Source organism: Macellibacteroides sp., assembly GCF_050251695.1.
GTDB lineage: Bacteria > Bacteroidota > Bacteroidia > Bacteroidales > Tannerellaceae > Macellibacteroides > Macellibacteroides fermentans.
The window spans coordinates 51234-66911 of the sequence record NZ_JBFWMI010000001.1; the positions used below are offsets into that span (position 1 = coordinate 51234).

14 protein-coding genes and 1 tRNA gene are annotated in these 15678 nt (G+C 44.0%); 12 read left to right on the plus strand and 3 right to left on the minus strand.

Going from position 1 to position 15678, the window contains the following annotated elements:
• Positions 1-32: 32 nt before the first annotated feature.
• The 5 genes from AB7E53_RS00205 (at position 33) to AB7E53_RS00225 (ending at position 6263) form a co-directional block, all read left to right on the plus strand.
• Positions 33-797, plus strand: a complete 765-nt coding sequence (locus AB7E53_RS00205; protein WP_079682647.1) for a ParA family protein — start codon at positions 33-35, stop codon at positions 795-797.
• A gap of 18 nt (positions 798-815) precedes the next feature.
• Complete coding sequence (locus tag AB7E53_RS00210) at positions 816-1700, plus strand: ParB/RepB/Spo0J family partition protein (protein WP_446771713.1); 885 nt, start codon at positions 816-818, stop codon at positions 1698-1700.
• A 7-nt stretch (positions 1701-1707) separates the two neighbouring features.
• Positions 1708-2397 (plus strand): DUF5683 domain-containing protein, encoded by a 690-nt coding sequence (locus AB7E53_RS00215; RefSeq protein WP_179399678.1) that lies wholly within the window; start codon positions 1708-1710, stop codon positions 2395-2397.
• Between the two features lie 6 nt (positions 2398-2403).
• Complete coding sequence (locus AB7E53_RS00220; RefSeq protein WP_446773513.1) at positions 2404-3930, plus strand: transglycosylase SLT domain-containing protein; 1527 nt, start codon at positions 2404-2406, stop codon at positions 3928-3930.
• An 80-nt stretch (positions 3931-4010) separates the two neighbouring features.
• Positions 4011-6263 (plus strand): RelA/SpoT family protein, encoded by a 2253-nt coding sequence (locus AB7E53_RS00225; protein ID WP_421468817.1) that lies wholly within the window; start codon positions 4011-4013, stop codon positions 6261-6263.
• A 64-nt stretch (positions 6264-6327) separates the two neighbouring features.
• Here the strand turns inward: AB7E53_RS00225 and AB7E53_RS00230 are convergent, their stop codons facing one another.
• The 3 genes from AB7E53_RS00230 to AB7E53_RS00240 all read right to left on the minus strand — a co-directional run bounded on the left by AB7E53_RS00230 (position 6328) and on the right by AB7E53_RS00240 (position 8147).
• Entirely contained in the window at positions 6328-6708 is a 381-nt protein-coding gene (locus AB7E53_RS00230) for a DUF3127 domain-containing protein (RefSeq protein ID WP_068186514.1), read from the minus strand.
• Positions 6709-6793: 85 nt separating this feature from the next.
• Positions 6794-7153 (minus strand): MerR family transcriptional regulator, encoded by a 360-nt coding sequence (locus AB7E53_RS00235; RefSeq protein WP_068186516.1) that lies wholly within the window; start codon positions 7151-7153, stop codon positions 6794-6796.
• A 10-nt stretch (positions 7154-7163) separates the two neighbouring features.
• A complete protein-coding gene (locus tag AB7E53_RS00240; protein WP_079682641.1) occupies positions 7164-8147 on the minus strand; it encodes a M23 family metallopeptidase in 984 nt (327 codons plus the stop codon).
• 102 nt (positions 8148-8249) lie between these two features.
• Between AB7E53_RS00240 and alaS the strand changes: the two genes are divergently transcribed.
• From alaS to rpsB, 7 genes are all read left to right on the plus strand, one after another.
• Positions 8250-10871 (plus strand): alanine--tRNA ligase, encoded by a 2622-nt coding sequence (alaS, locus tag AB7E53_RS00245; protein ID WP_446773514.1) that lies wholly within the window; start codon positions 8250-8252, stop codon positions 10869-10871.
• Between the two features lie 5 nt (positions 10872-10876).
• Positions 10877-11938, plus strand: coding sequence for a 3-dehydroquinate synthase (gene aroB, locus AB7E53_RS00250; RefSeq protein ID WP_371689518.1), 1062 nt, complete (start codon positions 10877-10879; stop codon positions 11936-11938).
• Between the two features lie 36 nt (positions 11939-11974).
• Positions 11975-12049 (plus strand) — tRNA-Pro (locus AB7E53_RS00255).
• Between the two features lie 927 nt (positions 12050-12976).
• Positions 12977-13597, plus strand: a complete 621-nt coding sequence (locus AB7E53_RS00260) for a porin family protein (protein ID WP_350456420.1) — start codon at positions 12977-12979, stop codon at positions 13595-13597.
• Positions 13598-13796: 199 nt separating this feature from the next.
• The gene (gene rplM, locus AB7E53_RS00265; protein ID WP_079682637.1) at positions 13797-14252 is read left to right on the plus strand and encodes a 50S ribosomal protein L13; all 456 of its coding nucleotides are present in this window, start codon (positions 13797-13799) and stop codon (positions 14250-14252) included.
• A gap of 5 nt (positions 14253-14257) precedes the next feature.
• A complete protein-coding gene (gene rpsI / locus AB7E53_RS00270; protein WP_079682636.1) occupies positions 14258-14644 on the plus strand; it encodes a 30S ribosomal protein S9 in 387 nt (128 codons plus the stop codon).
• Positions 14645-14781: 137 nt separating this feature from the next.
• Positions 14782-15624: a 30S ribosomal protein S2 gene (gene rpsB / locus AB7E53_RS00275; protein ID WP_079682635.1), complete on the plus strand. Its 843-nt coding sequence runs from the start codon at positions 14782-14784 to the stop codon at positions 15622-15624.
• The last annotated feature ends 54 nt before the right edge of the window (positions 15625-15678 follow it).

The window sequence follows — 15678 nt, forward strand, 5'->3', positions numbered from 1 at the left end:
TTTAGTTTTGCTACCGAATTAAACGTGAAATTATGGGAAAAATTATCGCTTTAGCAAATCAGAAGGGAGGAGTGGGTAAGACCACAACGACCATTAATCTGGCTGCATCGCTGGCTGCTCTTGAAAAAAAGGTGCTTGTTGTAGATGCAGACCCTCAGGCCAATGCGTCGTCCGGATTGGGAATTGATATCCGCAGTGTCGAAGTTTCCATTTATGAGTGTATTGTGAATGGAGTGGATGCGCGGAGTGCAATTTCGAAAACGCAGGTTGAAGGTTTAGATATAATTCCATCGCATATTGATTTGGTAGGAGCGGAGATTGAGATGCTGAACCTGGATCAGCGTGAAAAGATTCTCAAGCAGCTTTTGCTCCCATTAAAAGAGCTGTATGATTTTATTCTTATAGACTGCTCTCCGTCTCTCGGCTTAATAACAGTTAATGCCCTTACGGCAGCAGACTCTGTTATCATCCCCGTACAATGCGAATATTTTGCGTTGGAAGGAATCAGCAAATTGCTTAATACCATTAAAATCATAAAGTCGAAGCTTAATCCGCAGCTTGAGATAGAAGGATTCCTTCTTACCATGTACGATTCGAGACTTCGTCTGGCCAATCAGATCTATGAAGAGGTAAAACGCCACTTCAGGGAACTGGTCTTCACTACGGTGATACAGCGTAACATCAAACTCAGCGAGGCACCCAGTTACGGAATTCCGGCATTGTTGTACGATGCAGAATCCAGAGGTGCAGTTAATCATATGCAGCTTGCACGCGAGCTGATAGATAAGAATAAATAAAAGAAGATAAAAGTATATATGGCAGCAATAAAGAGATCGGCACTCGGACGCGGACTGGATGCTTTAATAACGATGGAAGACCTGAAAACGGGAGGATCATCCTCTATCAGTGAAATATCTTTATCAAAAATTCAGCCTAATCCGGACCAGCCACGTTCCATGTTTGAAGAAGAGGCATTGGAAGAATTAGCTACGTCTATACGCTCATTGGGTGTTATCCAGCCGATCACCCTGAAAGAAATTGGTCCGGACAGATATATGATCATATCGGGTGAGCGCCGTTACAGAGCCTCCCTTAAAGCCGGATTGGAAGAGATACCCGCTTATATTAAAACAGCCGCCGACGAGCATGTGGTGGAGATGGCCCTGATAGAGAACATTCAGCGCGAAGACCTGAATGCCATAGAAATCGCTTTGGCCTATCAAAAGCTAATTGATAATTACGAACTTACCCAGGAGAAACTGAGTGAACGGGTTGGAAAGAAGCGAACAACAATCGCAAACTACCTTCGTCTGCTTAAACTGCCTGCCGAAATACAGGTGGGACTCAAGGATAAGAAAATAGATATGGGACACGCCAGAGCACTGATCTCTGTACAGGATCCCGAAATTCAGCTGGCTTTGTACGAACAGATATTGCAGGATGGATTGTCTGTCCGCCAGGTGGAAGAGCTTGTGCGCAATGCCGCCGAAGTAGCAGTTCCCGAAGCAAAGGATGAACAGCCTAAAAAGAAGTTGCTACCCGAGGAGTATAATCTGTTGAAGGATCATCTGTCGCGCTTTTTCAACACCCGCGTCAATCTTTCGTGCAACGAAAAAGGTAAAGGGAAAATTACCATTCCTTTTGCTTCAGAAGATGAACTTGAAAAGCTGATCATGCTTTTAGATAAGTTGAAACGATAAAATGCCTATGATTCAGTATGTAGTCCGATTTTGTGTAGGTATAGGTCTGTTGCTGCTCACGTGGTTGCCGGGGCATTGTTTTGCTCAGACGGTGCGAACGGATTCTACAGAGGCACAGGTTGTGGTTCCGGACTCGGCGGTGGCAGCCGTGTTGGCTTCTGCAGATTCATTGCCTTTGCCTTTGCCTGAACTTCCGGCCTTTAAGCCAGATCCCACAAAGGCGGTTTTATATTCGGCGATATTTCCCGGATTGGGACAAATATACAACCGTAAGTATTGGAAGCTTCCGTTGGTTTACGGTGCGTTTATGGGATGTGCATATGCAATAACCTGGAATAACCGTAATTACCAGGATTATCTGGAGGCTTATAAAGGGATCATGAGTGAAAAGCCTCTCGAGAATAACAGTTGGATCGATTTTCTTCCGGCTAATGCAAACCCCGATGATTACCTGAATGATGCCAACTTCAAAGATCAGCTTAAACGGAGTAAAGACTATTACCGCCGGTACCGCGATTTAAGTGTAATCATCACTGTTGGAGTCTATTTCATTACGATGATTGATGCCTATGTAGATGCCCAGTTGTTTGATTTTGATATTTCACCTGATTTGTCTCTTCGTGTAGAACCGGTGATGACGCAGCCAACTAGTTATAGTTCGAGGACCTATGGTCTGAACTGCAGCATAAAATTTTAATACTATATGAGACGATATCTGCTTGCACTGTCAGGAATATGCCTGTCTCTTTCTGTCGCCTTTGCTCAGAAAGTGACTAATACGTACGAAACGATGCCGACAGATTCAATATCGGAAGAAGTTGGTTTGATACCCGAGAGTCTGGATGCGAACGTAGACAGTCTGCTCAACACGTGGCATATTCAGTATTTTACAAAGAAAGATGATTTCTGTGAGGATTCCGAATTCAATGTTTCATTTGCCGACTCGGTTTATGTAGACCGGCTGAAACGCCTGCCTCGCATTATACCGATGACGTACAATCCGGTGGTGCGTAATTGTATCGAACTTTATGCCGGCAGACGCAGGGGATTGGTACGATACATGTTGGGAATGGCCGACTTTTATTTTCCGCTGATCGAACAAAAGCTGGATGCCTACGGATTGCCGTTGGAGCTTAAGTATCTGGCGGTGGTAGAATCGGCCTTAAATCCTGTAGCGCTTTCAAGAGTGGGTGCCTGCGGATTATGGCAGTTCATGCTTCCTACGGGAAAGAGCTACGGCTTGGAGATTAACAGCCTGGTAGACGAACGCCGTGATCCGGTTAAGGCAACGGATGCTGCCTGTCGCTACTTTAAAGATATGTATGCTATTTACGGTGACTGGAATTTGGTGATTGCCTCTTATAATTGCGGTCCGGGTAATGTAAATAAAGCCATTCGCCGTTCGGGCGGCAAACGCGACTTCTGGGCGATTTTCCCCTATCTGCCTAAAGAGACACGCTCGTATGTTCCCTTATTTATTGCGGCTAACTATATCATGAACTATTCGTGCGACCATAATTTGTGTGCGATAGAAACTTCGCTGCCGCTGGCAACCGATACGGTTATGGTAAATAACACGATTCATCTGCAACAGGTGTCGGATGTGTTGGGTGCAGATATCGGACAACTTAAAGCGCTCAATCCCCAATACAAAAGAGATATCATTCCGGGTAGCTCAACTCCTTCTGTCTTAAAACTTACAGCAGCTCATGCCTATGCATTTGTTACTATGGAAGACTCCATCCGCAAGTACAAGGCCGAAGAGTTTTTAGCAAATCTCATCCCGGACGCTTCCGGCAACGATTCTAAATCGGATACGAAAGAGCGGATCACTCACGTAGTAAAGAGGGGCGAGAACCTCTACACGATTTCAAACCTGTATGGTGTAGCCTCGAGGGATGTACGTAAGTGGAACAAGTTAAAATCTTCCAAAGTGGTAAGCGGCAGACGCCTTGTTCTTTATATTGATAACGGTGGAGTACGCCTAGCCGATAAGTCGTCCGCCTCTTCGGAAAAAACAGCTTCCGAACCTGCCTCCAAGTCGACCGCTGCAAAAACACCGGTTGCTGCATCAGGCGATTATATATCCTATAAGGTTAAATCGGGAGATTCGTTATATACCATTTCGAAAAAGTACCCGGGTGTAACTGCTCAGGTAATTCAGGAAACGAATGGGTTGCCTAATTCGGATATCCGTCCGGGACAAGTTCTTAAAATCCCTGTTGTGTAAACTATTTTACTCAGCACTGCTACTTTCTTGCAAATATTTGTATATTTGTACCTATAGTATATTAAAAGGAGGTAGTGGATATGAGTGAAGCAAACGATATATTATCAGCAGATGAACAGCTTATTCAGGAGGAATTTTCTAACCTTCTGAATGACTATCTTAATTCCAATCACAGGAGGAAAGTTGAACGTATTACAAAAGCATTCAATTTTGCTAATCAGGCGCACAATGGAGTGAAAAGACGTTCCGGTGAACCCTACATCCTTCATCCTTTAGCGGTAGCACGTATTGTTTGCAGGGAAATGGGATTGGGTTCCACTTCCATTTGTTCTGCGCTGCTTCACGATGTGGTGGAAGATACCGAATATACCGTAGACGACATCCGCGATATGTTTGGCGAGAAAATAGCCCAGATCGTGGACGGACTCACCAAGATATCCGGAGGAATCTTTGGAGAGAAGGCATCGGCACAAGCCGAGAACTTCAGAAAGCTGCTGCTTACCATGAGTGACGATATCCGTGTTATCCTGATCAAGATTGCAGACCGCCTGCATAATATGAGAACGCTCGGTTCGATGTTGCCGGCCAAACAATTTAAGATTGCCGGCGAAACACTCTATCTGTATGCCCCCCTTGCCCATCGGCTGGGCCTTTTTACCATAAAAACGGAATTAGAAGATCTAAGCTTTAAATACGAACACCCCAAAGAATACGACTTTATTAAGGCGAAGCTCAAAGCAACGGAAGAGTCCCGAAGGGCTCTTTATGATCATTTCGCCGTACCTGTAAACAATAAACTCAGCGCCATGGGGCTTACCTATGAGATGCGGGACAGGGTAAAGTCTGTCTACTCCATTTGGTGTAAGATGGAATCCAAAGGTGTGACGTTTGAAGATATATACGACATCTTTGCCGTACGGATTATTTTCGACCCCATTCCGGGTATCGACGAGAAGAACCAATGTTGGGATATTTATTCGGCTATAACGGATATCTATCGGATTCGTCCGGACCGTATCCGCGACTGGGTAAGCAGACCTAAAGCCAATGGTTATCAGGCTCTACACCTAACTGTAATGGGGCCCGACGGACAATGGGTAGAGGTGCAGATACGAAGCCGCAGAATGGACGACATAGCCGAAAAAGGATTTGCAGCCCATTGGAAATACAAAGAGAATAATGTGGATGAAGATACCGAACTTGATAAGTGGCTGCAGACCATTACCGAGATTCTGGAAAGTCCGGATCCCAATGCACTCGACTTCCTCGATACCATTAAACTGAATCTTTTCTCGTCCGAAATATTTGTTTTCACCCCCAAAGGAGATATCAAGACATTACCTCTCGGCGCTACAGCGCTGGATTTTGCCTACGCCTTACACAGCAACATCGGCTACCATTGCATCGGAGCCAAGGTAAACCACCGGTTGGTGCCATTGAGTCACCCGCTTACCAGTGGAGACCAGGTAGAGGTGCTTACCTCCCGGTCGCAGGAGCCGCAGCCCGAATGGCTCAGCTTCGTTACAACGGCCCGTGCCCGTGCCAAGATTGATGCCGTATTGAAACGTACGCGTAAGGAGATGGCAAAGGCCGGTGAAACAAAAGTAATGAACCTGCTTACCCGATCGGAAGTGGAAGCTTCTGTTGCCAATATAGAAAAGCTGTCTGTCTACTTCGGTTTTGCCAAACGTGATGAGTTCTTTTATGCTGTCGAGAAGGGAGACGTAACCTTGCCCGACAATGTGAAAAAGTTGTTGAAGGAGAAAACGGACAATGTTCTTTTCAAATATGTAAAGCAGGCTTTGGGCGTAACCCCTAAACCGGTTAAAGCACCCGAACCGTTGCCCGACGAGGCCGACAAGAAACCTGCTTACGACAAAACAAAACCCTATGTGTTGAGGGAGGAGGCTTTTGAACGGAATTATGTGATAGCCGATTGCTGCAAACCGATTCCGGGCGATGATGCCTTCGGGTTTGTAAACGACGATGGAAATGTGGTAGTACACAAACGTTCGTGCCCTATTGCCATGCGGCTGAAGAGCAGCTTTGGCGAACGGATCCTTTCTACAGAGTGGAGCAGTCATAAAAACGCCTCTTTTGAAGCAACACTCGAAGTAAAAGGAATAGATTCCATCGGTGTGCTCAATATCATTACGAAAACCATCTCGGAGCAATTTTCGGTAAATATCCAGCGGCTGACAATCGAAGCTAAAGACGGGGTTTTTGAAGGCAAGATTAAAATGAAGGTACACGATGTGGAAGATATTCAGAAGATGTGTGTAACCCTGGCCAAAATTAAAAATATCAAATCAGTAGGCAGGATTGCCGACTAATAGGATAAAATAAAACGGGCCGGTTCTTGTTTCAAAAGAGCCGACCCGCTTTATGTCCTATTGTTTAGAAAGGCAGATCATCAATCGGATTTACCGGTCCAAAGTCGGGAGCGGTAGGTACGGCACCCGTGGCAAAGTTATCCGGGGTGTATCCGGCTGCAGGCATAGCCTGGGCAGCATCGGCACGATCTACTTTCCATCCGTTGATGTTGGTATACCATTTACCATTAAACTCCCTGCTTTCTATATCAAAAGAGACGGTAACTTCCTCGCCGGATTGAATGGCATACTGATCGATCTTCTCTCCCCACAAGTTAAAGCATATCTTCTTGGGGTATTGATCATGTGTTTCCAAGATATAATCCTGCTTTTTCCACTCATTTCCACTTTTGCTGGTTCCTCCTTGAATGGGTAGAATAGCAATAATCTTTCCTGATACTTCCATGTTAGTCGCTTTTTATAAATAGGATGCGAATGTACTTATTTTCGCCTTTACGTACTAATTTATTGTCTCCAATTTTTGTTACAGCTTATTCGTTGCCGGGCTGAAGCGCATCAAAGGCCTCTTTTAATTTGTTCAGCTCTTCGCGTATGGCTTTAAGTCTGTTTACAATATCTTCCTGCCGGATAACTGTATCTTTGTTGTCTTTCAGTTTTTGTTTGGCACCTGCCAGGGTGAGTCCTCTTTCCTTTACAAGGTGGTAGATCAGCCGTACGGCATCAATATCCTCCTTGGTATAGAAGCGGGTACCTTTGGCGGTTTTTCTGGGATTGATAATATCAAATTCCTTCTCCCAAAAACGCAGCGTAGACTCATTTACCCCAAAGAGCTGAGCTACCTCGCTGATAGAAGAATAAATCTTGACATCCTTATCTTTTTTAAGTCCCATTTTTGTTTTATTAATCCATTACCTGACCATGATTTTCTGCAATCTGAATCATCCTGTCGTATTCTTCGGGTGTTAGATCCATAAAGTAATACTTGGCAGGATTGTCGTATTTACCACGTACCATAACCTCGTAATGTAAATGTGGACCGGTAGACTTACCCGTGTTTCCAACCGTACCGATAACTTCGCCGCGGGTAACCTTCTGGCCCACCCGGGCCTTAAACTTATCCAGATGGCCGTAAAGCGTCTCGTAACCGAATCCGTGTTTTATAACCAGGCAATTGCCATACCCCTGTTTCCATGAAGCAAAGGTAACCACTCCGTTTCCGGTAGCATACACATCGGTTCCCTTTTTAGCGGAAAAGTCCATTCCTGAGTGGAAACGGGGAGTACGGTAGATCGGGTCGATACGCATCCCGTAGCCCGAAGCCGTCTGCCGTAAGTCTTTATTGGATATGGGCTGGATGGCAGGGATACACTTCAGTCGTTCTTCCTGATTTTTACCCAGATGGATAAGCTCTTCCAGCGAATTGGACTGGATATAAAGCTGTTTGCTTAACATGTCCATCTTTTGAGTGGTGGAAACCACCAGATCCGGGTTGCTTAGCGTAAGCAGATGTTCGTAGCGGTTGGTGCCGCCAAAGCCGGCCTTACGTACCGACTCGGGAATCGATTCGGTCTGAAAGATTGCGCGGTACAGGTTTTCATCCCGAAGCTGAATATCGTTCAATACACTGAGAGCCTCGTTAAGCCGAAGGGATAATACCTCGTATTGTGTTTGAAGCAGCTTGTTCTCCTTTTGCATGAGCGACTCCCTGGGAGACTCCACAGCATATACCATTATAAAGAATATACCTACACCAATCGCGATACCAATGCTCAGATGGCGCAGAACAATAAAAAAGCGATCCTTGGCGGAAGGATAAACCCGCTCGTAATTAAGTGTATTAGGATTATATAAATAGTATGTTTTCCGACTTTTGAATAGTTTCATTGAATATTTATTGCGTGAACTAAGTGCAAAAATAATAATTTATGGTACTTTTGCAAATTGTTTTTCAGAATATTAACGACACTAGAATACAGATTATTGATTATGTTGACAGCAAAAGAAATCCGGGAATCATTTAAATCGTTCTTTGCATCCAAGCAACACCAGATTGTACCTTCCGCACCTATGGTAATTAAGGGAGACCCTACATTGATGTTTACCAATGCAGGGATGAATCAGTTTAAAGATATTATTTTGGGAAATGTGCCCATAAAATATCCCCGTGTCGCGGATTCTCAGAAATGTCTTCGCGTAAGCGGTAAGCATAATGATCTTGAAGAGGTAGGACATGATACGTACCACCACACCATGTTCGAGATGTTGGGAAACTGGTCCTTTGGAGATTATTTCAAGAAAGAGGCAATCAACTGGGCATGGGAATACCTTGTTGAGGTACTTAAGCTGGATCCCAACCGTTTGTATGCCACCGTATTTGAAGGAAGTGCCTCCGAAGGACTGGAGCGCGACAACGAGGCTGCAGGCTATTGGGAACAGTACCTGCCTAAAGACCGTATCATCAACGGAAATAAAAAAGATAATTTCTGGGAAATGGGCGACACCGGTCCTTGCGGTCCCTGTTCTGAAATACACGTTGATATCCGTCCGGACCACGAACGTGCCGAAGTAGACGGATTGACACTGGTTAATCAAAGTCATCCGCAGGTAATTGAAATATGGAACCTTGTATTTATGCAGTTCAACCGTAAATCAGACGGCTCACTGGAATCGTTGCCTGCCAAGGTAATTGATACCGGTATGGGTTTCGAACGTCTTTGTATGGCTTTGCAAGGTAAAATTTCGAATTACGATACCGATGTGTTCCAGCCCATTATTCAGCATATCGCTTCGATGGCAGGAGTTACTTACGGCCAAAACAACCAGCAAGATATTGCCATGCGTGTAATTGCCGACCATATCCGTACCATCGCTTTCTCAATTACAGACGGTCAGCTGCCATCCAATGCAAAGGCCGGCTATGTAATCCGTCGTATTCTTCGTCGTGCCGTTCGCTACGGCTATACTTTCCTGGGCCGTCGCGAAGCATTTATGTATCAGCTGCTGCCTACTCTTATCGAGGTGATGGGCGATGCTTATCCAGAGTTGCAGGCACAGAAAACCCTGATCGAAAAAGTAATCAAGGAGGAAGAAGAATCCTTTCTGCGTACGCTGGAAACCGGTATTCGTCTGCTGGATAAGAAGATTGATGAGGCTAAAGCTGCCGGCAAGAACATTATCAGCGGGGTGGATGCCTTTACACTGTACGATACCTTTGGTTTTCCGTTAGACCTTACCGAACTTATTCTTCGCGAAAACGGGATGGAGGTAAACATCGACGAATTTACAGCCGAGATGCAAAAGCAGAAAGACCGTGCACGTAATGCTGCCGCCATCGAAACAGGCGACTGGGTTATTGTGAAGGAAGGCGACAGTAAATTTGTTGGTTACGATCAGTTTGAATGTGATGCCGAGATTTTGCGTTACCGTAAAATCAAACAGAAAAATAAAGAACTATATCAGCTTGTACTGGATGTAACTCCTTTCTATGCCGAAATGGGTGGACAGGTAGGAGATTCAGGCTGGCTTATCTCGGACGATGAGCAGCTTGATATTATCGATACAAAGCGCGAAAACAACCTGGCGGTTCATCTGTCAGCTAAATTGCCTAAAGATATTACGGCAACCTTCACCGCTAAAATCAATACGGAAAAGAGAATCCAGTGCGAGTGTAATCACTCTGCCACCCACCTGTTGCACGAAGCTTTACGCGAAGTGTTGGGCGACCATGTTGAACAAAAAGGATCTAATGTTTCTCCGGAGTCGCTTCGTTTCGACTTCTCTCATTTCCAGAAGGTGACCGACGAAGAGATCCGAACTGTTGAAAAGCTGGTGTCGGAAAAGATCCGTTCCAACTTCTCGTTGGAGGAACACCGTTCCATGCCGATTGCTCAGGCCAGAGAAATGGGAGCTATGGCATTGTTTGGCGAAAAGTATGGCGACGAAGTGCGTGTGGTTAAGTACGGAAGTTCGGTGGAGCTTTGTGGAGGAACCCATATCCCGGCCACCGGAATGATTGGGGCATTTCGTATTGTATCCGAAGGTGCTGTTGCAGCCGGCGTACGTCGTATTGAAGCAGTTACTGCCCAGGGAGCCGAAAACTACCTGTATGCTCAACAAGATTTAATCCGCGAGTTGCGCGGCATGATGAATAACATTCCGAACCTGGTACAGGCTATTAAGAAAACAATCGATGAAAGTTCCGAACTTAAGAAACAGGTTGGCGAATTCCTGAAAGAAAAGGCTGTTGAACTTAAAAAACGTCTTATCGATGAAGCTACTGAAAGCCTAGGTGTAAAGGTGATTGTATTCCGTGGAGGCGGAAGTTCCGAAATAATGAAAGATGTGGCATTCCAGATCCGTGGCGAGGTAAAGGGTAAATTCCTGTTTGTTGCCGGTGTGGACGAAGGTGCTAAATGCCAGCTTCAGGTGATGATAAGCGACGAATTGGTTGCCGAAGGACTTGATGCAAGCAAGCTGATCAAATCGGGAGCTCAATTCATCAAAGGCGGTGGTGGCGGTCAGCCTCACTATGCTACAGCCGGAGGAAAGGATGTTAACGGACTGGCTGATGCAGTGAATGCCATTGTAGAAGCAGCCGGATTAAATTAAGAACTATGGCGGCTCAGAACGTAATAATATGTAAGAACTTACAGTCGGAGTTACAGAATTTTCTCCAGTCGGTAAAGTATGACAAACTATTCGTGCTTACAGATTCCAATACATTGGAACTCTGTTTGCCGATGCTGAAGGAGGTTCCCCAATTGCAGGGAGCGCCGGTCATTACGGTAGAGGCAGGAGATACCAATAAAAATATTGAACAGGTAACAGCAATCTGGATGCGCCTTTGCAACGAAGGTGCATCCAGAAACTCGCTGCTGTTAAATGTGGGAGGCGGCATGATCACCGATATGGGTGGTTTTGTGGCTGCTACATTTAAACGCGGAATACATTCTGTAAATGTGCCAACTACACTGATGGCTTCCGTGGATGCCGCAGTAGGAGGGAAGACCGGTATAAATTTTAATGGACTTAAAAATGAGATAGGCTCTTTTTATCCTCCGTTGTGCGTGCTGATCGATTCGTCTTTTCTGAAGACGTTAGACCGGGACAACCTGCTTTCGGGTTATGCCGAGATGGTGAAGCATGCATTAATTAGCAACATGGAAACGTATCGTGCCATCCTCTCATTTGATCTGGACCGGGTAGATTATACCCTGCTGAATCAGATGGTAGCTCAATCTGTAGCTGTAAAGGAGCGGATTGTGGAGGAAGATCCTAAAGAGATGGGCATACGCAAGGCCCTTAATCTGGGACATACCGTTGGTCACGCTTACGAAAGTTTATCTTTCAGAAAGGGAAGACCCGTATTGCACGGACATGCCGTTGCCGCCGGTTTGGTAAGCGAGCTATATCTGTCTTACAAAAAGTGTGGTTTCCCCATGGAAAACCTATCGCAGGTGGTATATTATCTGAAGAAATATTATCCCCCGTTTTTCTTTAATTGCGACGATTACGAGGCTTTGTACGAGCTTATGACGCACGATAAGAAAAATGAAGGAGGTATTATTAATTTCACCCTGCTTTCTCAAGTAGGTGAGGTTCAGATCAATCAATCGGTAACAAAAGAAAAAGTACTTGAGTCGTTCGATTTTTACCGCGAAAGTTTTGGCATTTAATAAAAAACCACTACTTTTGCACCCGTAAAGATTACTCGGGGTGTAGCTCAGCCCGGTTAGAGTACGCGTCTGGGGGGCGCGTGGTCGGACGTTCGAATCGTCTCACCCCGACTAACTGAAAATTAAGCACTTACATTAAATTGTAGGTGCTTTTTTTATGCCTTCAAGCAAAATTCTAAGTCCGATTTATGCCTTTTTATTGCTCTTAACGTTACATTCTAGTGCAAATCTAGTGCAAATGTTGTGGATTAATTACTGATAAATCTGCTTCATTTCTTATCTAATCGTCTTACAACCTCCATTGGAAAGAGTTTTTGTCAAAACAATCTGTCATCTGTCATTTTTATGCTCAAAACCCTTTATGGGAGCGGCTTTTGGAAATGACAGATGGTATGTGACGGATCTGTTTCATCTGTCATCTGTCATTCCGGGGCGAAAGCGTCTCGGAAATGTTTTCAAGATACTATCTTGTATGGTTCGACAGACTGTAATCAGACCGTTGAGTACCGCCGTAAGTCCAACTTTAATCTTAAGCGGTAGTTTTAAACGTTTTTCATTCCTGAATCAGAGGTTTTCCCTTAAGGACTTAATGTTTTTCATAACGATGATTAGTCGTTAACCTAAAGTATATTCTTCGTCTCTCATCTGAGTGATCATTGTCCTCCATCTGTGTGACAATGATCACTCAGATGTGTGACTATTGTCCCTCAGTTGGAAGACGAGTAAAGTCTGGAATGAAAACGACTAATCTATGGCATGAACGGAGTTAATCCCTTAAGGGAAAATGTAAAAACAGGAAGGGTAAATCTCGTTTAAAACCCCGGTTGTACACCCGTCTTAGCAGGAATTTCCCCACCAAGGTTTAAGTCGTGTGTCCTTTGGTTATTGCTGCATACTTTTACTGTATGGAGGCCGGTTGTAATCAAGATGTGCTGTTTGAGGGATATCAATAAATATATTAAAAACCGTTATAGTTGATTTGGATATATAAAAAAAGCATATCTTTGTTTATCAGAAATAATTGGAAAATACATATACATGAAAAAGATACTGCTACTATGTTTGGTGATGTTGATGGTGCCTGCTGTTTACGGACAGGTGTCGTTCGGGGTTAGGGCAGGGATCGGTTCTTCCGCTCTTGTCCAGAAGGTGGATGGGTCGCCTGTATCGGGAGCCCGTTTTGGCTTCAGTGTGGCTGGAATGCTGGACGTTCCGGTGTATAAACGATTTTCACTAAGGCCGGAGCTTGTATTTATAAACCAGGGAGGTTCGTACGAGGCTTTCGAAAACAGTACAACGCCTACCGCCCATTCATGCTACTACTATTCCATTCAGGTACCTCTGAATGTGGTTTACTCTATTCCTATCAATGAAGCTAAGCTGGGAATTTCTCTTGGACCGAATTTTAATTATTCTCTTTTCGGGAATATGAAATCCGGACAGGCCGATTATGATATCAAATTCGGACAAACGGAGGAAAATGACCTCAAGCCCTTCGATCTGGGTGTAAATGTTGGATTAAGTGCGATTTATAAAGATGTATTCTTTGGCATACATGCCACCTGCGGAACCTTGGACCGGTTGGCCGAAAAACCTCAGGGAGCCTCTTCCGTTTATCAGAACAATATCACCTTTTCACTAGGCTATTTCTTCCGTTAGGCTTGATTTGCTTTGAGTTGTCTGTTAAAAACATAGGCAAAAGTTTTTTTATTTAAAGAAAAGCCGTACCTTTGCAAGCCGATTATTATCAAATTGTACTAAGAGTTTAATTCTTAGCATGTTGTTACTTCATGTGTCCGAAGGAGCTCATGCAAAAGAATTTGTTTTTTGAATTATTAATTAAATTAATTTTAAGCAAGTGGATACTTTAAGTTTTAAGACCATTTCTGCAAACAAAGCAACTGTAAACAAAGAATGGGTGATTGTTGACGCAACAGGTCAGTCTTTGGGTCGCCTTTGCGCAAAAGTAGCAAAGCTTTTGCGTGGTAAGTACAAACCCAACTTTACCCCTCACGTTGATTGTGGTGATAATGTAATTATTATCAATGCAGACAAAGTCGTTCTTACCGGAAATAAGTGGAACGACCGTGTTTATCTGAGATACACTGGTTATCCAGGTGGACAAATCGAATATACTCCTGCTTCATTGATGAAGAAGGGCGAACGTCGTTTGTTCGAAAAAGTAGTGAAGGGTATGCTGCCAAAGAATCGTCTGGGTGCGAAATTGCTTGGCAACATGTACGTGTATGCAGGCACTGAGCACAAGCACGAAGCTCAACAGCCTAAAGAAATTGATATAAACTCACTTAAATAACTAGTATGGAAGTAGTAAATGCAATAGGAAGACGTAAAGCTGCAGTTGCTCGCGTATTCGTTAGCGAAGGAACAGGAAAGATTACAATCAACAAACGTGATCTTACAACTTACTTCCCTTCAACAATTCTTCAGTTTATTGTTAAGCAGCCTTTGGCAAAATTGAATGTTGCTGAACAATACGACATTAAGATTAATCTTGACGGAGGTGGTTTCAAAGGTCAGTCTGAAGCAGCTCGTTTGGCAATTGCCCGCGCGTTGATCAAGATCAATCCGGAAGACAAGTCTGCTTTAAGAGCTGAAGGCTTCGTTACCCGCGATCCTCGTTCGGTTGAACGTAAAAAACCAGGTCAACCAAAAGCACGCAAGAGATTCCAGTTCAGCAAACGTTAATGTTATTTGTGAGTTTCTTGCAAGTAAGAAGCGTTTAGTATCTAAATTGTTGGGATTTCTTTTGCATGATGATTTGCCGGAGAACTACCTGACGATTGTGTGTTAAACAGAATGTAAACGATTTTAAAAACAAAACAATGTCAAGAGTTAATTTTGATCAGTTATTAGAAGCCGGAGTTCACTTCGGACACTTAAAAAGAAAGTGGAACCCCGCTATGGCTCCTTATATTTTCATGGAGCGCAATGGTATTCATATCATTGACTTATATAAAACAGTTGCTAAAGTAGACGAAGCTGCAGAAATCTTGAAACAGATGGCTAAAGCCGGCAAGAAAGTGCTTTTCGTTGCTACCAAAAAACAAGCTAAACAAACCGTTGCTGATAAGGCTGCTTCTGTAGGTATGCCTTACGTTATCGAAAGATGGGCTGGTGGTATGCTTACCAACTTCCCAACAATTCGTAAAGCCATCAAAAAGATGACTACGATCGATAAAATGACAAAGGACGGTACATTTGATAATCTTTCAAAAAGAGAAAAACTTCAGATCACTCGTCAGCGTGCAAAATTGGAAAAGACTTTAGGTTCTATCGCAGACTTAACTCGTCTTCCTTCTGCTTTGTTCGTTGTAGACGTAATGAAAGAACATATTGCTGTACGTGAAGCAAACCGTTTGGGTATTCCGGTATTCGCTATGGTGGATACTAACTCTAACCCTAACAACATCGACTTCGTAATCCCTGCTAACGATGATGCTACAAAATCTGTAGAAGTTATTCTGGGTGCAATTTGCGAGGCTATGAACGAAGGTTTGCAGGAACGTAAAGCTGAAAAGATTGACACTGAAGCTGCAGGTGAAGGCGAAGCTGCTCCTAAAAGAGAACGCAAAGCTAAAGCTGGTGTTAAGAGAACAAGAAAAGAAGACGAAGAAGCATTGAATGCACGCGTTGTTGGAAAGTTCGTTAAGGATATAGAAGAATAATATATCATCAATACTACAATGTGTCAGTCCTGCCGCTTAATGAATCGCTTCGTT